Source organism: Pseudothioglobus sp. nBUS_23 (assembly GCF_051201565.1).
GTDB lineage: Bacteria > Pseudomonadota > Gammaproteobacteria > PS1 > Pseudothioglobaceae > Pseudothioglobus.
The window spans coordinates 671,742-691,240 of sequence record NZ_CP179200.1 but is presented as its reverse complement, the minus strand read 5'-3'; the positions used below and the strand labels follow the sequence as shown (position 1 = coordinate 691,240).

Below are 19,499 nucleotides of genomic sequence, written 5' to 3'. Positions count from 1 at the left end.
TTAGATAATAGGAAAAATTATGGCAACAGTATCCCTTAAGAATGTCAAGAAAAAATTTGGTTCAACAGAGGTTATTCAGGGCATTTCAACGGACATCAAAGATGGTGAGTTTATAGTAATTGTTGGACCTTCTGGATGTGGTAAATCTACGCTTCTTAGAATGATTGCTGGGTTAGAAACCGTCACAGAGGGAGAAATCTTTATTGACGAAGATTTTGTAAATGAAAAGGAACCCATGGATCGAGATATTGCCATGGTTTTTCAAAACTATGCGCTGTATCCTCATATGTCTGTTCGTCAAAATATGGGCTACGGTCTCAAGATAGCCAAAATGCCTAAAGATCAAATTGATGCTAAAGTAGTTGCGGCTGCAAAGTTACTGCAATTGGAGCCATTACTTGACCGCAGACCCAAGCAATTATCAGGCGGGCAGCGTCAGAGAGTTGCAATGGGTCGTGCAATCGTGCGCGAGCCAGCAGTGTTTTTATTTGATGAGCCTTTATCGAACCTTGATGCCAAATTAAGAGTTCAAATGCGATTGGAAATTCGCGAATTACAAGAAAAACTTGGAGTAACAGCGCTTTATGTAACACATGACCAGGTTGAAGCGATGACCATGGCAGACCGAATGATTGTTATGAATGCAGGCATTGCAGAGCAAATTGGCACGCCTCTTGAGGTATATGAAACACCGGGCTCAGTCTTTGCAGCGCAATTTATTGGGAGTCCGGCAATGAATATTATTGAAGGCAGTATTAATAATGAAGAAATTTATATTCGTGACTCTAAAATTGGTTCCGGGCCTAAAGGAGATTGCTCTTTGAAAATTGGTCTTCGCCCCGAACATTTAATTCCAGATGATAATGGTCCAATTGAGATAACAATTCTTAACTCTGAGCCGCTCGGTGCTAATACTCTCCTGCATGGAAAACTTACCTCAACAGGTGACTTTATCACAGCCAGTATCCCTGGTGTATATTCACCTGAAAGCAAGAATACAAAAAAGCAATTTTCAATTGATTCCGACAACATCCATTTATTTGATTTGAAAACCGAAAAGCGCTATACAGTCTAGGCTTGTCATCAAACTACTTTTAAAGAACTTGTAATCTTCATCTTGTTTGCATATCTCTCATTTAAAATGAAAATATGAATAATAAAATCTCACTATTTTTAACACTATTATTTTATTTTTTTGGATGCTCTAGTGTTCAAGCCCTTGAGGATAGCAGTGAAGGACCCATGCCAGTAGTTGACTATGTTGACCTTGACAGGTTCATGGGTGATTGGTATGTCATTGCAACTATTCCAACGTTTCTTGAGAAGGACGCTTACAATCCTGTGGAGACTTACAAAAGAGATAACGATGGGACTATTGCAACGACTTTCACTTTCAACAAAGGTAGTCTCGATGGCCCATCCAAGGTATTTCGACCTCGCGGATTTGTAATGGATGAAACAACCAACGCGATCTGGGGTATGCAGTTTGTCTGGCCAATCAAGGCAGACTACAGAATCGTCTATTTAGATGACAATTACCAGCAAACTATTATTGGTAGAAATAGTCGTGACTATGTATGGATTATGGCTAGAACGCCATCAATTTCTGAGCAGGACTACACAAAATTGGTTGATGTAGTGGAGTCTCTTGGGTATGAACTCGATGCTTTACAAAAAGCAATCCATGCCAAGTGAAAATAAATAAGAACTTTATACTCTGGATGCTCTTTAATATTCTTGCCAGCGTTATTTTTCTAGCCATTGTTCATAGCTAGAAAATAGGATTTATAAACAGGATTTTTTGGCTTTGCTTTTAGAGTACGTTGTCAGCAGAAACCTCAATAGCATGAAGCATTGAACGACCAAAAGAGCGCATCGTTAAGAGAACATAAGAGTCATCACCGTCTCTAAAGATTATGGTTCCTATATGCTCCATAATAGTTCTAGAAACTCTTCCAACTGTGAAAACCTCAGGACTTAAATCAATCGGACAGATCCTCTCAAGTACGTCTCTGCTTCTCTTGCCACTTACCCTAATCATTGCCCAAGTATCAGACTGGTCAGTATAGTATGCCGGAGCATTTAATTGACTAGAGAGGTGTGACTCTGCATCATGGCCCTCATAAGTATAGTAAGCCAAAACCTGATTTTTTTGTAAACGCCAGAGGGTAATGGATGAATCCTTTGACTCAGTTGAATTCTCCATTTCAGGAAGCTTTAATCCGCAGGACTTGTCAATTGAAGATTCAATATCGCTAAACTTATCTCTTGGAAGCGCTAACATCACTAGAGATTTATCTGTGACTTCAGTTATGTTAAAACCTTCAAGCTCTATTTCAACGCCGCCTAGTGGCGACTCTGGTAATAATTCGTAATCAGACACGTAAACGCCCTCCTTCAGGATCATAGAAGTGCGGGCTACAAATTTCGACCTCTATGTCACTTCCTCTAACTAAATCAACAGCTCGAACAAACTCACCTTTTCTATTTAGTCCGTTTTTAATGAATCCGAGACCGATATAGCACCCAAGCATGGGTGAATAGATTGATGAAGAGATCCAACCCTGATCATTCTCAGTGGTCGGCTTCTCTCTGAGATCAAGCAGATGAGATCCAGCCATTGAATGACCTTTGTCAACAAGGTCTGCTTTGTTGACCGGCTTAAAACCAACCATCTGCATACGATCACTTCGCTGCAACTCTTCTCGCAGGCCAAGCTTGTATCCAATAAAGTCTTTTTTGCCCGAAACCATACCGCCCATTCCAAGATCATAAGCACTGGTTTGACCATTCAGCTCAGGTCCTGCCGCGTGCCCTTTCTCAATTCTCATAACACCGAGCGCCTCAGTTCCGTATGGAACGACATTAAACTCCTCTCCTGCTTCCATCATCGCCCTCATGAGTGAGTCTCCATAGCGCGTTGGGACAGCAATTTCATAGGCTAATTCGCCCGAAAAAGAGATTCTAAAAAGTCTAGCTGGAATGCCTCCACAGACTGAAATCTCGCCTGCAGCCATAAATGGAAAACCCTCATTAGAGATATCATGCTTTGAATCAACAATCTTCTCGAGAAGTTTACGAGAATTTGGACCTGCTACTGCGTATTGGGCGTACTGCTCAGTTACAGAAATCATGTGGACATCTAAGTCAGGCCACAAGACCTGATGGCAGAACTGAAGGTGCCTGTATACACTGACTGCGTTTGCAGTTGTTGTGGTCATCACAAAATGATCTTCAGCCAGTCTAGCGGTTGTTCCATCATCCATAGCCATACCGTCTTCTCTTAACATTAAGCCGTACCTAGTCTTGCCGACTGGAAGCTTAGCAAAAGCATTCACATAGACTTTGTTTAAGAATTCTGAGACGTCAGAACCCTTAATATCAATTTTTCCTAGAGTAGTTACGTCACATATACCAACAGATGAACGCGTTTGAATGACCTCACGATCAACGGATTGACGCCAGTGAGTCTCACCAGGCTGAGGGAACCACTGAGAGCGGTACCACATCCCTACCTCAACAAATACAGCACCCTGCTCTTCCGACCATTTGTGGCTTGGCGTATAACGCGTTGGATAGAATTCCATTCCTCTTCTTCTTCCAGCGAACGCTCCAACAGCCACTGGGTTGTATGGCGGCCTGAATATGGTTGTTCCGGTCTCTTGCATGGACTGACCCATGTTTTCGGCCATAATACCTATACCTAAGACGTTGGCTGTTTTACCTTGATCAGTCGCCATACCTAGAGTGGTATACCTCTTGACATGCTCAACTGATTTAAATCCTTCTTGATTCGCTAGCTTGACATCTTTAGCTGTCACATCATTCTGAAAGTCGACCCAGGCACGATTTTTGCCACTCGGAACGCCCCAGTTAGCAACAACGTTATAAGCAACTGTTGGTGTTGTCGCTGGCTCCAGATCTGAAGCTTTGAAGCCCAACTCCTCAGCAACAAATGAACCTAAATCATGAGCCTCTTTAATTGCATCATTAAGAACCATCGTCCCTTTTGCTCTTCCAGCAACTGACATACCCGGAGGCGTATTATCATCAGGCACAAAAGAAGCAATGTCTTCATTCCACTTTGGGATTCCTCTGTGGTGGCAAGTTAAATGTAAGTTAGGATTCCAACCGCCAGAAACGGCCAGTGAATCGGTATCGATACTTTTGCCGTTGGAGAGCTTAATTGATTTAAGAGCCCTTCTACCTTTAGTATCAACAACATCGGTACCCATAAAAATTTCTGCGCCCTGAATTCCCATGACTGGACTTATAGAACGTGAATCTATCACTGCAACTACCTTCACTCCCTTAGACCTTAAATCTTTTGCAGTTTGCCATCCGTCATCGTTATTAGTATAAACCGAGACCTTTTTACCCGTGGCAACAGCAAACCTGTTCATGTAAGCTCTGACGGCTCCAGCTAACATAATTCCTGGACGGTCGTTATTTCCAAAAGCAATTGAGCGCTCAATTGCGCCAGCGCAAAGAATGGAGCGCTTGGCATAAATTCTCCAGTTGACCTGTCTTGGCTTTTTAGATTCAGCTCTTGATTCAGAGGAGCGATTTTCGAGTGCACCATAAATACCGTGGTCGTAAACTCCAAAAATAGTTGTATCTGACATCAATGTGACGTTGTCCATTGCGCTCAGTTTATCGACTGCATTTTTTGCCCATTCGCTTCCTGCTTTACCATCAATCTTTGCAGTCTCAGAATTTAAACGTCCACCCATCAGGAAGTCTTCATCAGCCAAAATGACCTTTGCTCCTGAGCTGGCAGCAGTCAATGCAGCAGACAAACCAGAAGCTCCCGCACCGATAATTAATATATCGCAGTAACGGAACCCTTTGTCGTAAGTGTCAGGATCTGGCTCAGTTGAGAGCGTTCCTAGACCAGCAGAATTTCGAATGGCTGGTTCATAAAGTTTTTCCCAAAAGGCTTTTGGCCACATAAAAGTTTTATAATAAAAACCTGCACCGAGCATTGGCGAAAAGAAATCAGTGATGGCCATCAAATCAAAGCTAAGTGGCCCTCTATGGTTTTGACTGTTTGCTTCAAGGCCGTTATAAAGCTGTGTTACGGTCGCACGCGTGTTTGGCTCTTTATGTGCTCCGCTTCCAATCTCCATGATTGCATTTGGCTCCTCAGAGCCTACAGTAACTATACCGCGAGGTCTGTGATACTTGAATGATCTTCCGACCAGTTGTTTATTGTTAGCGAGAAGTGCTGATGCAAGCGTATCACCCTCATACCCTCTTAAAATTTGACCATTAAAGGTAAAGGTTAAAGTTTTTTCTTTGTTTATTAGACCGCCGTCTTTTCTATTCGTCTGACTCATTTCCCTCTACCCATTTTTCTTGAGACATCTTGAGCAAGCTCTACATTTGTAATCTCATGTGTTAGCGTATTTCTGGAAACAACAAGCCATGACTGGTCACCTTGCTCGTGATACCAGAGCTCCTGGTGATCCCCAGCAATGTTGTCTCTGATGTATTGATACTGGTAGAAATCTTCAGCTGAGGCCTCTTCTTCCCAATTGGTTGGTCTGTTGATCAGATCGGTCGAACCAAGATAAACAAACTCTTCTGAATCTCGAGGACCTAGCAGTGGATGATTTATGATCATGTCTTGTTCCCCTTAGTGTAAGTTTGGTTGAGCGCCAACGCCCTTTTCATCAATAATCGCGCCTCTCCTAAATCGATCCAGCTTGTAAGCAGATGCAACTTCGTGAGAATTATTCGTTGCTAATAAGTGCGCGTAACAGTAGCCGCTCGCAGGGGTCGCTTTGAATCCTCCATAACACCAACCACCATTAAAGAAAAGCTCTTCTACTTCTGTACTATCAATAAAGGGGGATCCGTCCATCGACATGTCCATGATTCCGCCCCACATTCTTAGCAGCCTGGCACGACCAATTGATGGCATGATCGCCATACCTCCAGAGCATACATCCTCTACAACAGGGAGATTACCTCTCTGAGCATAAGTGTTGTATCCGTCTATATCACCACCAAAGACAAGGCCTCCCTTGTCTGACTGCGAACAGTAAAAGTGCCCAGCACCAAACGTAATCACGTTGTCCATGACTGGCTTGAGTCCTTCAGTTACAAAGGCTTGGAGAACATGGCTTTCAATCGGTAATTTGATACCTGCTTTAGCCATAACTCTTCCGGATGATCCAGCGACACAAACGCCAACCCTGCCTGCCTTAATTTCACCTTTGGAGGTTTGAACACCTAAGCATTTTCCATTTTCAATATTAAAGCCTGTCACCTCACAGTTCTGAATAATATCAACACCAAGGTCACTTGCGCCCCTGGCATAACCCCAAGCAACAGCATCGTGCCTCACAGTTCCACCGCGAGGCTGAGCTAGCGCTGCCTTAATAGGAAATCTTGGATTATCCATATCGAGGAATGGGTATCTCTCTTTCACTTCTTTAGCCTCAATATACTCGCAACCTGCATCAGCAAAAAGCATCGCATTGCCTCTTCTGATAAAGGCGTCTCTCTGAGCGTCTGAGTGAATTAAGTTCATGATTCCGCGCTGTGAGACCATCGCGTTATAGTTTAAATCTTGCTCAAGATTCTCCCATAGCTGCAGTGATAATTCATAAAATGGCTCGTTTCCTGGAAGCAGATAGTTAGAACGAATAATGGTTGTGTTTCTTCCAACGTTACCCCCACCAATCCAGCCTTTTTCAAGGACCGCAACATTGGTAATGCCATGATTTTTTGCTAGGTAATAGGCCGTTGCTAATCCGTGGCCACCTCCGCCAACGATGATGACATCATAGCCATCAGCTTTTGGTTCAGCGTCTCGCCAAGTAGGCTCCCAGCCTTTATGGCCAGTTAACGCCTCTTTTAAAACTTTAAAGGCAGAATAACTAGTTTTACTCACAATTTAACTCCAAGGATAAGGACTGTTAGAAACTGGGTGTAATTTACCCTCTTTAAAACGACTGAACCTGAAAGGCTCAAGAAGCTCTTGCTTCTCGCCTAGCAATTCCTCAGCAACTAAGCAACCAACACCCAACATTTTATAGCCGTGGTTACTATCTGCAATGATTGTTACATTATTGTTAAAGGTATCAATGACAGGGAAGCTGTCCGGAGTAAAGCAACCAATTCCACCCGATGGCTCCTTGTGATAATGAGGCATCATGCCCTCAAATCTTTTGTGGCAATGCGCAAGCGCTGATACCCACATTTCTGGAAAATCTTTACTTGCTGTAAACTCTTTACTTTCTGGACCATAAGGGTCAATAGCCACTTCATTTACTGGCGTATCGACAGTGTAAGGTGAGGCTCCGCCCTGAATACCCCCAAAACCCCAGTCAGGCTTATAATAAATACCCCACATTTGATCGGTGATGAGTGAACCATCTACTGTTGAATATAATGGCGCATCCGTATCTACATGAAGAACTGGTGGAATCTTGCCATCGTTAGTAACCAGAGTTTCAGGTGGAATTTCTAAGACACCCTCTTCCAATTGCCAAAAACGCCACATATCAATATTTTCATGGACCTGACCCTCCAGGTCTTTAAGCTCAATTTGTGTTGGTAAACCCAGCATATTCCAAAAATCACGAACCCAAGGCCCAGCCCCAACAATTAAATTGTCACACTGGATGGTTCCTTTGTTAGTCACAACAGCGGTCACGCTCTGCCCAGCACCTTCGGTTTCGAAGCCCGTTATTTCTGTCTCGAGTGCAACAGTTACGCCAAGGTCTAGTACTTTCTTTGAGAGACCCTCCATGGCCTTCACGTTGTTTGCATAACCGCCCGGCTTCTCATGAAGAACAGAGGTAATGCCCTCAGCCTGCCAATCCTCAAAAAGGTTGAGCATGTAGTCACGAGACTCATCTTCACCTTCAATAAAGACACTTTCATATCCAATTGCAGCCTGCTCAGCATGAATTTGTTTAACGTCTTCTCTCATTTTTTCACATGAAATTTGCATATACCCATTAGCGTGATAACTAAATGCCTCTGGATCGCTTTCCCAAATGCTAACCGAGTGAGCCATCAGCTTACGCATGGCAGGTTGGAAATAGTTGTTACGGACAACCCCGCATGCGATACCAGTTGCACCCGCCGCAATTCTGTCAGCTTTATCAATAATTACGATTCGACCTTCAACATTCTCGCCTTTTTCAATGAGACGTTCTGCGAGGCGCCATGCAGTTGATAATCCGTGAATTCCTGCGCCAGCAATAACGTATTCGGCTTGAGTTGGTAAAGACATATTAATCTCCTTGTGATTTTAGTGTTTTTGAAATATTAAACAAACATATAAATGATTTTTCAGTAAGCATAATTATCAATATTTTGAAAGGCATGTCAGGTTAAAAAATTCAAATCGAATTGAAAATAATTCTATATACTTGAAAAAAATGTATATAGACTCTATTCACACAATATGAAAGGGGTTTCAGTTGAGTTGTGTTTTTTATTAAATCTCTATTTTAATAGCTATTAAAGCATCTAGCGCAAATATGCTCAAGATATTTTAGCAGCTTCTTTGATAGATAAAAAGGCTCAACATGAACACAAAATGTAAAAAGTAAGTATACTTGTATTCAACATTAGGGAAATATTTATGTCACGTAGATATTACAAATTACCGCCGTTAACTTCGCTAGCGACATTCGAGACAGCTGCACGTCATAGAAGTTTTAAAGGTGCAGCAGAAGAGCTTGGAGTCACTCCAGGGGCGGTCAGTCACCAAATAAAGTTTTTGGAAACTGAACTTGGACTCTCTCTATTTGATAGAAAGCACCACGGTAATAATTTAACTGATCATGGCGAATCTTTGTTTGCTGTTCTCCAAAGTAGTTTTACTGCGGTATCCTCAACACTTGCCAATCTTAGACGTTCTGCCAGTGATAAAGAGGTTATTATTAGCGGAACAACAGCGGTTTCATTTATGTGGCTTCCACCTCGATTAGCTGAATTCTGGAAGCAGCACCCGGAGATTCCGGTTAATCAGCATGTAACTGACAATCCTGACTCACAAGGTGTTGCTGTTGACCTGAAGATTTGTTACGGGTTTGTTGAAAACGAGTCGACTCAAAAACATACGCTGTTTCAAGATGAATTGGTTCCTTTGTGCAGCCCTTCATTTGCAAAAGAATTTCCATATAACTCTATCGAAGATTTAGCTCGGGCTCCATTAATTCATCTCCGGGCTAAAGATAAAAACTGGTCGAATTGGTTTTCTTGGTTTAATGCTCTAGGATACAAAGGAAAGATTGCACCGGGCACCCATGTGAATAACTACATGATTGGGCTTCAAGTTGCCAGTGACGGCATGGGAATTGTTCTAGGATGGAAACATCTTTGTAAACCTAAGATTGATAGTGGTGAACTTATAATCTATGGAGACACATCGATCCCTGCGCCTTCTGCTCTCTACATCATGAGTGAAAAAGAAGAATTGCTTCCGGAAAACGTCAAAATACTAAGGGACTTCTTAATCGCTAAACCCTAGTTTAATTTCACGCAAATGAAAAATATTCAATTTTTTATTTGAATTTTATTGTCTTTCTTTAAAATCAATAAACAGTATGATGTCATTTTAAGACGTTTCTAGAAATTTATTGTTAATATTAAGTTAAAGATGGGCATTTCAGAGGACACAAAAGAATTAAATTCTTATATTAATGAGCGAGTTGACATAGCTTCTGTTGCATCTTTTAAGGGCAATGAGCACATCGTAAAGCTCAAGCTTAAGTTTGACATAAAGAGAATACGGAAAGCACTAGATGATATAAAAGCTGGCGCACAGTTCAAAACTGCTGCATCTGGTTTTCATGCTCTTGCAATGACTAAAAGAAAAAATAGCTCTATAGATGCGGACAAAGATTTAGTTGGTCGCTACTACACTCGAATTGACGAGAGCTATCAAGAGATTGCGAAGGATGAACTCGTTGACGAGGCATCATTCTCTGAGCTTGTCGATATTTTCAAGGGCACCTATTTTGAAACAATCTATGATGAGCTAACTGCGCGCTACCCCATTGGAAGAGTTCGAATTCTTGAAAAAGATAGCTTTAATTGTAACTCTTGGCATAGGGATCCAGAGCCAAGGCTTCACATCCCAATTTATACCAACCCTGGCTCGTTATTCATAGTGAATCATCACTGCACTCATCTTCCTGCCGATGGCTCAGTCTATTTCACGGATACGCGCGGCTACCATACCGCTCTCAATGGTGGAGACAAACCTAGAACGCATCTCGTTGCAACCTTGGCATACCCAGAGTACGAGCCTTAATCTTTTAGAACCATGAACAAATCTAATTTAAGCAATCTTGATGCTGTGCTCACTTCAACCGACAAAGCAAAGGGTTTACCGAATCAGCATTATGTAAGCCAAGAGGTCTTTGAAGAAGAGAAACAAGCCATTTTATTTGATAACTGGTCGGCCATAGGAACAGGAAAAGATATTCCAAACCCAGGCGATGTAAAGCCAATAAATTTTTTAGGTATGCCTTTGATTATGGTTCGTGACAGTGATAGCAATATCAATGTCTTTCAGAATACGTGCCGTCACAGAGGAATGATCTTAATTAATGAACCCACCAACATCAAAGGAGTCATACGCTGCCCTTATCATAGTTGGTGCTACAATCTAACTGGAGAGCTCTGCGCCACCCCAATGGTTGGAGGGACTGATACAAATAGCCATGAGTCAATTAAAAATGATGAACTGGGTTTGTTTGAAATCCGATCTGCAGTTTGGCAAGACATCGTCTTTGTCAATATATCCAATAACGCACCAGAATTTTCAGAATACGCCTCTAAAGTTATTAAGAGATGGTCAGAGTTTGTCAAACCTCTCTTTCATGGCGGCGAGCACTCTTCCTTCTCATTGAGCCTGGATACAAACTGGAAGCTTGCTGTTGAGAACTATTGCGAGAGTTATCACTTGCCGTGGGTTCATCCCGAGCTCAACATCACCTCGAGCATAGAAGATCACTATCACATCGAAGAGAAGGGATACTTTTCTGGGCAGGGTTCTCACGTATACAATCAAATCAAGGATGACAACGGAAATGTGTTTCCAGATTTTGAAAGCCTCTCAGAGAAATGGGATACTACCAGTGAATATATTGCGCTCTATCCAAATGTACTTCTGGGTGTTCATAGAGACCACTTCTTTTCGATAATCATTGAGCCACTCTCTACCCATAAAACAGTCGAACATGTATCGCTTTACTATGCAAAAAATCCATCTGAAATGCCTCAATTAAATAGCCTAATCGAATCGAATGCATCTTTTTGGAAAACGGTCTTTAGCGAGGATATAGGCGTTGTCGAAGGAATGCAGAGTGGAAGAAGCGGCTTAATGTTCGATGGTGGTAAGTTTTCTCCAGTAATGGATAGCGCTACGCATTGCTTTCATCACTGGGTTGCAACGAAAGTACAAGAGTTTAGATTAAAGAATGTCACTAATTTATAGTTTTGCTTGATAGGCAATCAGAGTATTCTCAAGAAGAACAGCAATCGTCATCGGCCCAACACCGCCAGGCACTGGTGAGATTGCAGAGGCTATATCCTTAACATCATCAAAATCGACATCGCCGGCAAGAGTGCCATCATCAAGACGATTGATGCCAACATCGATAATCACGGCGCCCTCCTTAACCCAGTCCGATTTAACAAGGTTCGCTACTCCCGCAGCAGCAATAATGACATCAGCTAATTTTGTTTTTTCAGTGATGTTTTTTGTGCCTTTATGACACACCTGTACTGTTGCCCCAGCATTGAGAAGCTCCATCGACATGGGTCTACCTACAATATTAGATGCACCAATGATGACGCAGTCCTTACCGCGCAAGTCATACTTGATTGATTCAAGCATTTTCATTACGCCTTTGGGCGTACACGGACTAATAAATGACTTATTTAGACTTAGCTTGCCAACATTTTCACTACTAAAGCCGTCCACATCCTTTTCAGGAATTATTGCTTCGATAATTTTATTCGAGTCGATATGGGGTGGCAATGGAAGCTGAACCAAAATACCATCTATGGTTTTATTTTCATTCAGGCGATTAATCTCTGAGAGCAGCTCCTCTTCTGTTATATTTGCTGATTTGTGAATTTGATCTGAATAAAAGCCAACCTCAACGCAGGCTCTTGTTTTGTTTCTGACATACACCTGAGAGGCCTCATCATCCCCGACTAGAACGACTGCTAACCCAGGAGGTCTCGAATACTGCTTCACCTCATTTGCAATATTTTTTCTAAGATTTTGAGCCAGTGTTTTGCCGTCAATAATCTTCATTTAAAGATCTCCAATATATTAGTTTGCATGATCGTTATTATCGATGGAATGTCAAATAAAATTATTAATTAATTTCAATTAGATTTGAATTTTAGGGATAGTCCAGATTGTTTGTTTAGTCAATTCCTAAAAGCTTTCTTCTCTGAGTCGCCCAGGTCTGAATCAGATGATCAACAGTCAGTCCTATTGCAGCAACACAAAGCCCAAGCAATAGGCCATTACCAATTCCTTGCTTATCAGACAAGGCTTTAATAATGTATTGACCTAAATCTTCTGTACCAATAAAGGCGCCGATAATGACCATAAATAAAGCGAATATGACAGTCTGATTAATCCCTAAAATGATGTGAGGGAATGCGAGCGGAAGTTCAATCTTGAGCCATCTCTGCATCTTGGTCACTCCAGACATTGAGCCTGCGTCTTGGAGTGATTCAGGAACGCTGATAAGACCTTCTACGGTATATCTCGTTGCTGGAATCGTAGCATACACAATAACTGCAATTAGAACAGAAGTATCAGTGATTCCAAATAAAATCATGACTGGAATTAAGTAGACAAAGGATGGGAACGTCTGAAAGGTATCACAAATTAACAAGATGACTTTAGTTGCAGCTCTGCTTTGTGCACACAATGAGCCAACAGTGATACCAATAATGCCTGATACTATAACTCCAAAACTAGCCATATAGGCGGTAATTAAGGCTCTTTCCCACCACTCCAGAACGGCAATAAACAGTAAAAAAGATCCAACAATGAGAGCTGACCTTACTCCGCCAACAATGTAACCAATACCCATGACTAAAAAGAATGTTGCAACAACAGGCATCGACAAATATGCCTCCCTCATAGGAAATAACACATCCACAATAAGCCATTCATTGAAGCCTTGAAGGGCAAAAAAGAAAGTATCTAAAAACCAATCGATTCCTCCTTGCAATATTGGCTCCAGAGTGACGCCCTTGTTATGAGGAATTAAGTAGAAGTAGTTAATACCCCCATTAAATACAAAAGTACCAACATAAGCAATAATTGAACCTGAAAAGAGAATCACTACAAATAAAAGGGACCATTTATGCCTTTGAATAAAAGGAAGATCTGCAAAGTAGTCAGTCTGTTTGTTCGCCCAAGCAAGTGACAATTTGTCCAGCAATACAGCAATCAGAACAATACAAATACCAAGCTCCATTGCTAAGCCTACCCTGAGCTGATTCAGCGCTAAAAGCAGATTAAAACCAAGTCCTTTCGCTCCAATAAAGGATGCTATAACCGCCATAGCTAGGCACTGCATAATGACTTGGTTTACACCAATTAAAATGTCACGCCTTGCAGTTGGAATCAGAACTTTAAACATGAGCTGGGAACTTGTACAGCCACTCATCATCCCAGCATCCAAAACCTCAGGTGAAACTTTTTTGAGGCCAAGCAAAGTGAGCCTAATCATTGGAGGAGTCGCAAAAATAATGGTCGCAATAGCACCTGCCTGATCTCCAATTCCAAAAAATACCATAACTGGTACTAAGTAAGAAAAGTGAGGCATTGTCTGCGCAATGTTAAGAAACGGTGTCAGGGCAGATTCAACTGTCTTACTCTTGAAAGACCACACTCCAAAAAATAAGCCTAGTGCGAAAGATACTGGAGCAGCAATTAACACAAACGACAAGGTTTCCATTGAGGGTTGCCACTGCCCAAAAACAGAGATATAGATAGTTGAAAAAGCAGCTAAAATAGCCAGACCTCTTCCCTGCAGGGCATAACCCATCATCGTTGCAGTTACACAAACCACAGTCCAAGGAAGTGCTGGCCAAACGGCCCATGGGTTTTCATCAATCCAGTCCCAACTTGTAAAAGTAACAATCGTCTTGATTCCACCTAAAAGAATTTCACGTATTAGCTCAATACTAAATAAAAGCCCAGCAGAGATGCCCCTTGTAATTTGAAAAATTAATGCCTTATCTTCAAATTCCTCAATATCGGGGTCATAAACCTGAACTGGAAACCAGTCATACATTAAAAAGTTTGCAAAATCAGTCACAATGGTAGGTAGATTCCAAAAACTGCTCGAACCTGGATTACCAAAAATCCAAGTGACTAAAGTTGGAATAATAAACAAACCAGCAAAAAAAGAAACTATCGAGTAGGAGAACAACTTTGTCCAGTTCTCCTTAAACCAACCGGCTGGGTTGATAATTTTAGATTGAGAAACCGAATAATAATTTCTGAATACTAATCCCAGAATTATCATCAAAGAAACGAATAGATAAATCCCAGAATTACTGAAAACAGGATTCAAAAAATTGAGCTGAGGTATTCTCACCAGTTGAGGGGGTAACTGCCCACTCATAATCATACTGATGGACTCTGAAAATCCAGTCACTGCAACTATCTTGCCATCCTCAACTGCATTAGTAAAGCCGTCGCGAACATCAATGATTTCGCTGTACTGCCCTGTCATTAAAACTAGAACAAAGAAGCCAAAAAACACTACAGCTAACTGAACTAGTTTTTTATTCTTTGTTAAAAACTCCATAATTTAGTCTTTCTGTTCGCCAGAGCGATCACCGAAGAGTATGTGAAGAATCGTAGAGCAATTCAGTAACCCAATTGTCTTTCCATCATCATCAAGCACTGCAACAGGCTTCTGTTGACTCAGCACTTCTTCAGCAACCGTTTCAATAATGGCATCTTTAGACACCTGAAGATCACTCAACTCTGCATTGTCATCGACAGGATCCATGACAGATTCAATTTTGAGAACCTTTTCCCTTGGAACCTCTTCAGTAAATTTACGAACGTATTCTGTTGCTGGGTTAAGAACAATGTTTGCAGGCGTATCTAATTGCTCAATAATGCCATCCTTCATAATAGCAATTCGGTCTGCCAGCCTTAAAGCCTCATCAAAATCATGAGTCACAAACAAAATGGTTTTATTAAGTACTCCTTGAAGTCTCAGAAACTCATCTTGCATCTCTTTACGAATTAACGGATCAAGTGCAGAGAACGGCTCATCCAGAAACCATATATCTGGCTCAACTGCAAGCGATCGTGCAATTCCTACGCGCTGCTGCTGACCTCCAGATAGCTCTCTTGGAAAGTAATTCTCTCGGCCTCCAAGACCAACCAATTCAACCATCTCCATGGCACGGGTCATACTATCTTGGGTACTGCTGCCTTTGACTTGCAATGGAAAAGCTATATTCTCTAGAACCGTCTTGTGGGGTAGGAGCGCAAAGCTTTGAAACACCATCCCCATTTTGCTTCTTCTGAGCTCAATGAGCTCTTTACCGTTCAGACTAAGTAGGTCCTCACCGTCAATAAAAATTTTTCCAGCAGTTGTATCTGTTAACCTTGATATGCATCTTAGAAGGGTTGATTTGCCTGAACCAGACAAACCCATAATGACAAGCATTTCGCCATGATAGACCTCAAACGAGGCGTTATTAACTCCGACTACACAACCTGCATCTTGGAACTCTTTAGCGTCAACCTTTCCGTTGGAGCTTTTCAAAAGCTTTTCTGCATTTTCTCCGAAAATTTTATAGACAGATTCGCACTTAACGACGGGCTCTTGTGAAGGCATAAATTGTTTTCCTTAATTTGACAATATATCTTGTTGATATATTTTTATTATATGTAATTTTAAGTATCACAGACGAAAAAAAACCCCCATTCCTAGCTAGGTTAGTTCACTTTTATCAATTAAAATGATTGAGAAGAGTGTAACTTAGTTAAATAGTTATGGAGGTATTTCCTCCTGGGTTTGACCCAGGAGAATTTTTACACAATTAAGTGTTTTTGTTACATTCCAACACCTGTCATAGCTCTCCAAGTGTCTTCGTTGTCAGCTAACCACTTCTTAGCAGCATCTTGATGAGTCATACCATCTAGGTCAACAAGAGCAGCCATAGAACCAATCATACCAGCATCAAAAGACATTCTAGAGAACGCCATGTAAGCATCTGGGTGAGTTTTAGGGAACTTATAGTTCGCCGCTTTCTTCAACCAACCTTTAGGTGATCCACAACCACCGTCACCACCATCAGCTACTCTACAACCTTGGTAGTACTCAGGCCACTCGATGAAAACAAAGCCATCAGCATCAGTAAAGTTAGGAGTCCAGTTAAAGATCAATGTAGCACGTCCTTCTCTCTTAGCTGAGTCGAGTTCTGCCCAAAGTGCATCACCACTTCCAGCAAACTTAACCATCCATTCGTCTCCTAGAAGAGCTTTTACACGGTTAGGATAAACATCACCATGCCAACTTTGTGGTCCCTCTAAGATACGACCTTTTCCGCCTGAGTCAGCAGTTGAAAATACATCTGCACAGTTCTTAAGCGCTTCATAGTTTGGTAGACCTGGGCACATGTTTTCATCAATTACCCACTGCGGTACACCAACTTCTTCTAGAGTCATTGCCTCATGAGTTCCAGCATCAATTAGTCCACCCTTTGCCATAGCAGCATAGAATGAAGCACCAAAAGTTGATTGCCAAACTTCATGAGAGATAGTTACGTCACCATTACGAATAGACTCGTAAACACCTTGAGTATCAGCTGAAACGTACTCAACGTTGTTACCCATGTCCTCAAAGATTCCACCGATAACATAAGCCATAACTACCTGGCTTGACCAGTTATGTGTCGGAATAACAATTGGCTTTGATGAGTCAGCAATAGCCTGACCGGATACCGTAGCCAAAGTCATCGACAAAGCAGCTGCAGCTACTTTAGTTGTAAACTTTTTCATTTACTTCTCCTTTATTTTGTTACATTAAATATTTAATAAACATTTAACAAAAAATGGTTCTTTAACAAATACTACTAAAAAACCATACTAACACCCTCAGAAATCAATTACTTTTCTAAGATTGTCTCTCCCTTTAAGAAAACTACATTCTTACTCGAGTCTTCTCAGGATCATAAAATGGAAATCTGACTACCTTTGCAGGTAAGCGTTTTTGATGCCCATCTAATTTTCCTACTTCAACTTCAGTACCAATGTCTGATTCCGAAACTGAAATTCTGCATAATGCAATGTTCTTTTTGAGTATCGGTGAACGCGTTGCACTTGTAATTATTCCTATCTGTTGTTTCCCAATATACACCCCATCACCATGGAGCGCAACCTCATTACTTTCTAATTCTAACCCAACCAAAACCCTTTGGGGAGAATTCTTGCGAAGAATTAAAGATTCTTTTCCGGAAAAATCATCCTCTTTAGTCTTGAGCGGAACTGTAAACGAAATACCAGCCTCAAATGGATCTGTCTGGTCACAGAACTCATAACCTGCAAAGATTAATCCAGCCTCAATTCTCAATATGTCAAGTGCATATAGCCCTAGAGGGCAAATGCCAAACTCTTCACCAGCCTCAGAAATAGCATCCCAAACAGCCTCGCAATCTTTAGGATGAGCGAACACTTCATAACCAAGTTCACCAGAGTAACCCGTTCTGGAAACCATGACAGGTATTCCAAACTCTCCCCCTATACGACCTATTGTGAAACGAAACCATTTAAGATCTTCTATCGTGGTCTGTAATTTGGGTGTCCAAATAATCTTAGAGAGCGTCTCTCTACTTTTTGGCCCTTGAACTGCGACATTGTGAAGCTGATCTGTAGAGGACTTAACACGAACATCTAGACCTCTATCCTCTGCAATCTTTCTGAGTAATTTGCCTCCATCATCAGAACCACCAATCCATCGGAAGTTGTTTTCATCCAGGCGGAAAAGCGTTCCATCATCGACCATACAGCCGTTGTCATAGCACATTGCTGAGTAGACCACCTGTCCAATGGCTAGCTTACGAACATCCTTAGTAATGGCATACTGCATCAAAGCTTCTGCATCTTGACCATACACTTCAAACTTTCTCAGCGGCGCTAGGTCGATCATGACTACCCCTTCACGGCATTGCCAGTACTCTTTGATTGCCCCCAAATTTTCATATTCAAGCGGTAACCAATAGCCGTTATAGTTGTCAAAGTTTTTAGTTAGTTTGGAAGTATTTTTGTGAAAACCGGTTTCTTTTGTCATAGTCGGAATGGATTGTGGGTCAGGCCTAAATGCCGTTGCCGATGAAAAATTATTAGATTCGTCATAAATCCTAACATGAATATCAGTTGGATTCCAGCCATTGGCTGAGGTTGTGTCATCTGGACAAGCTGAAGAGACGCATACAAGGTCGTCAACCGCTCTCAATAAAACGTAATCTCCAGGCCTTGACCAAGAGACATCTGAGGTCAATGAGTGACACTCTTCGATAGCGGTATTAAAGAAGAGATTCACTGCAGCCCAATTTCTTCTGGGTTTGACACCATATTCAGCGAGTGAAGAATTAAAGTTATCTGTACAGCTTATGTGTCCTGGGAAGCCTCGATCTTCGTAATATTTGGCATTACAAGCCAAACCAAAAGTATCGTGACGACAAACCGTATCTTGAATCACCTCAACAAGTGGTATCGAGTTTTGGTTATAAAACTTATCATGCGTTCCTGGGGCAGGATAGCTGGCCAGCATTTGTGAGCGAGTCACAGTAGGATCAAGACACAACTCTACATTATTATTTAAATCTTCAACTAAAAAAGCTTGAAAATCTGAACACTGTTGGCCTTCAACATCTATGATTTGAATGTACTCTCCTGCTTTAACTTTATAAGCAACCGCAGTGGAATCTTTGATTCTAATCTCTTGTGTTGGTTTTGCTAAAGGTTCAGGTAAACGTTCAGAAGGTTTTGTTGGATTTTTTCGAAGAACATTAATCAAAATCTCTGTTGGAGAATTTTGCTGATCGACCAGCATCGGACCACCCTCAGCATCAAACACACACATTAGGTCATTATCTATGTAGAAGGATTGACGCGATTCAGCCGGACTTGAATCTGAAAATAGCTCGGCGCTATTAAGCTCTTTTGAATTAATGTTATTTGAATTGAGCACCTCTATGAGTACTTCTGAGCAATCTTTAGAGGGAATTTTGTTTGTTTTTTTGTTTGGCTTTGTTCTCCAATTTAAGGAGTTTAATGCGGAGGTTTTTTTAGAGTCAAATGCTAAAACACTGCAATTTTGATCTCCTTCGACATCTACAACTTCAACTGAATCGCCCTTTTTTAAATCAATCGAGATCGCTTCACCACCATGGATTTGGTAAGTCTCAAAATCTCCATCATATTTAATATTCGAAACTCTCATTTATTAAAAACCCCT

At 41.4% G+C, this 19,499-nt stretch carries 15 protein-coding genes; 5 read left to right on the top strand and 10 right to left on the bottom strand.

Annotated elements, in window-relative coordinates:
* Positions 1-19 precede the first annotated feature (19 nt).
* Both ugpC and ACMAZA_RS03410 read left to right on the top strand, forming a co-directional pair.
* Positions 20-1,075 (top strand): sn-glycerol-3-phosphate ABC transporter ATP-binding protein UgpC, encoded by a 1,056-nt coding sequence (gene ugpC / locus ACMAZA_RS03415; protein ID WP_435190040.1) that lies wholly within the window; start codon positions 20-22, stop codon positions 1,073-1,075.
* Between the two features lie 167 nt (positions 1,076-1,242).
* A complete protein-coding gene (locus ACMAZA_RS03410; RefSeq protein WP_435190462.1) occupies positions 1,243-1,695 on the top strand; it encodes a lipocalin family protein in 453 nt (150 codons plus the stop codon).
* 118 nt (positions 1,696-1,813) lie between these two features.
* On the opposite strand, the gene ACMAZA_RS03405 is transcribed toward ACMAZA_RS03410, so the two are convergent.
* From ACMAZA_RS03405 to ACMAZA_RS03385, 5 genes are read right to left on the bottom strand one after another with little or no spacing between them, the layout of a single operon-like run.
* The gene (locus tag ACMAZA_RS03405; protein ID WP_435190038.1) at positions 1,814-2,383 is read right to left on the bottom strand and encodes a sarcosine oxidase subunit gamma; all 570 of its coding nucleotides are present in this window, start codon (positions 2,381-2,383) and stop codon (positions 1,814-1,816) included.
* Positions 2,376-5,339, bottom strand: a complete 2,964-nt coding sequence (locus ACMAZA_RS03400) for a sarcosine oxidase subunit alpha family protein (protein WP_435190036.1) — start codon at positions 5,337-5,339, stop codon at positions 2,376-2,378. The genes ACMAZA_RS03405 and ACMAZA_RS03400 overlap by 8 nt, the downstream gene beginning before the upstream one ends.
* Positions 5,336-5,626, bottom strand: coding sequence for a sarcosine oxidase subunit delta (locus tag ACMAZA_RS03395; protein ID WP_435190034.1), 291 nt, complete (start codon positions 5,624-5,626; stop codon positions 5,336-5,338). The genes ACMAZA_RS03400 and ACMAZA_RS03395 overlap by 4 nt, the downstream gene beginning before the upstream one ends.
* Before the next feature lie 12 nt (positions 5,627-5,638).
* Positions 5,639-6,901 carry a sarcosine oxidase subunit beta family protein gene (locus ACMAZA_RS03390; protein ID WP_435190032.1) on the bottom strand — a complete coding sequence of 421 codons (1,263 nt, stop codon included), beginning with the start codon at positions 6,899-6,901 and terminating at the stop codon, positions 5,639-5,641.
* Between the two features lie 3 nt (positions 6,902-6,904).
* Positions 6,905-8,251 (bottom strand): NAD(P)/FAD-dependent oxidoreductase, encoded by a 1,347-nt coding sequence (locus tag ACMAZA_RS03385; protein ID WP_435190030.1) that lies wholly within the window; start codon positions 8,249-8,251, stop codon positions 6,905-6,907.
* A gap of 354 nt (positions 8,252-8,605) precedes the next feature.
* Here ACMAZA_RS03385 and ACMAZA_RS03380 point away from each other — a divergent pair, with 354 nt between their 5' ends.
* The 3 genes from ACMAZA_RS03380 (at position 8,606) to ACMAZA_RS03370 (ending at position 11,470) form a co-directional block, all read left to right on the top strand.
* Complete coding sequence (locus ACMAZA_RS03380) at positions 8,606-9,496, top strand: LysR substrate-binding domain-containing protein (protein ID WP_435190028.1); 891 nt, start codon at positions 8,606-8,608, stop codon at positions 9,494-9,496.
* Between the two features lie 129 nt (positions 9,497-9,625).
* On the top strand, positions 9,626-10,282 hold the full coding sequence (locus ACMAZA_RS03375) for a hypothetical protein (protein ID WP_435190026.1): 657 nt from the start codon (positions 9,626-9,628) through the stop codon (positions 10,280-10,282).
* 12 nt (positions 10,283-10,294) lie between these two features.
* Positions 10,295-11,470: an aromatic ring-hydroxylating oxygenase subunit alpha gene (locus tag ACMAZA_RS03370; protein WP_435190024.1), complete on the top strand. Its 1,176-nt coding sequence runs from the start codon at positions 10,295-10,297 to the stop codon at positions 11,468-11,470.
* Here ACMAZA_RS03370 and folD read toward each other — a convergent pair.
* The 5 genes from folD to ACMAZA_RS03345 form a co-directional block, all read right to left on the bottom strand.
* Complete coding sequence (gene folD / locus ACMAZA_RS03365) at positions 11,465-12,298, bottom strand: bifunctional methylenetetrahydrofolate dehydrogenase/methenyltetrahydrofolate cyclohydrolase FolD (protein ID WP_435190023.1); 834 nt, start codon at positions 12,296-12,298, stop codon at positions 11,465-11,467. The genes ACMAZA_RS03370 and folD overlap by 6 nt on opposite strands.
* 115 nt (positions 12,299-12,413) lie before the next feature.
* Positions 12,414-14,825 (bottom strand): ABC transporter permease, encoded by a 2,412-nt coding sequence (locus tag ACMAZA_RS03360; protein ID WP_435190021.1) that lies wholly within the window; start codon positions 14,823-14,825, stop codon positions 12,414-12,416.
* A 3-nt stretch (positions 14,826-14,828) separates the two neighbouring features.
* Positions 14,829-15,875 (bottom strand): quaternary amine ABC transporter ATP-binding protein, encoded by a 1,047-nt coding sequence (locus ACMAZA_RS03355; protein ID WP_435190019.1) that lies wholly within the window; start codon positions 15,873-15,875, stop codon positions 14,829-14,831.
* A 218-nt stretch (positions 15,876-16,093) separates the two neighbouring features.
* On the bottom strand, positions 16,094-17,041 hold the full coding sequence (locus tag ACMAZA_RS03350) for an ABC transporter substrate-binding protein (RefSeq protein WP_435190018.1): 948 nt from the start codon (positions 17,039-17,041) through the stop codon (positions 16,094-16,096).
* A 142-nt stretch (positions 17,042-17,183) separates the two neighbouring features.
* Entirely contained in the window at positions 17,184-19,484 is a 2,301-nt protein-coding gene (locus tag ACMAZA_RS03345) for a DUF1989 domain-containing protein (RefSeq protein WP_435190016.1), read from the bottom strand.
* Positions 19,485-19,499 lie beyond the last annotated feature (15 nt).

What these genes read in the sequence shown, in the direction of transcription:
- ugpC (WP_435190040.1), top strand. Translation starts at nt 20, where the DNA reads ATGGCAACAGTATCCCTTAAGAATGTCAAGAAAAAATTTGGTTCAACA.
- ACMAZA_RS03410 (WP_435190462.1), top strand. Translation starts at nt 1,243, where the DNA reads ATGCCAGTAGTTGACTATGTTGACCTTGACAGGTTCATGGGTGATTGG.
- ACMAZA_RS03400 (WP_435190036.1), bottom strand. Translation starts at nt 5,339, where the DNA reads ATGAGTCAGACGAATAGAAAAGACGGCGGTCTAATAAACAAAGAAAAA.
- ACMAZA_RS03395 (WP_435190034.1), bottom strand. Translation starts at nt 5,626, where the DNA reads ATGATCATAAATCATCCACTGCTAGGTCCTCGAGATTCAGAAGAGTTT.
- ACMAZA_RS03385 (WP_435190030.1), bottom strand. Translation starts at nt 8,251, where the DNA reads ATGTCTTTACCAACTCAAGCCGAATACGTTATTGCTGGCGCAGGAATT.
- ACMAZA_RS03380 (WP_435190028.1), top strand. Translation starts at nt 8,606, where the DNA reads ATGTCACGTAGATATTACAAATTACCGCCGTTAACTTCGCTAGCGACA.
- ACMAZA_RS03375 (WP_435190026.1), top strand. Translation starts at nt 9,626, where the DNA reads ATGGGCATTTCAGAGGACACAAAAGAATTAAATTCTTATATTAATGAG.
- ACMAZA_RS03370 (WP_435190024.1), top strand. Translation starts at nt 10,295, where the DNA reads ATGAACAAATCTAATTTAAGCAATCTTGATGCTGTGCTCACTTCAACC.
- folD (WP_435190023.1), bottom strand. Translation starts at nt 12,298, where the DNA reads ATGAAGATTATTGACGGCAAAACACTGGCTCAAAATCTTAGAAAAAAT.
- ACMAZA_RS03360 (WP_435190021.1), bottom strand. Translation starts at nt 14,825, where the DNA reads ATGGAGTTTTTAACAAAGAATAAAAAACTAGTTCAGTTAGCTGTAGTG.
- ACMAZA_RS03355 (WP_435190019.1), bottom strand. Translation starts at nt 15,875, where the DNA reads ATGCCTTCACAAGAGCCCGTCGTTAAGTGCGAATCTGTCTATAAAATT.
- ACMAZA_RS03350 (WP_435190018.1), bottom strand. Translation starts at nt 17,041, where the DNA reads ATGAAAAAGTTTACAACTAAAGTAGCTGCAGCTGCTTTGTCGATGACT.
- ACMAZA_RS03345 (WP_435190016.1), bottom strand. Translation starts at nt 19,484, where the DNA reads ATGAGAGTTTCGAATATTAAATATGATGGAGATTTTGAGACTTACCAA.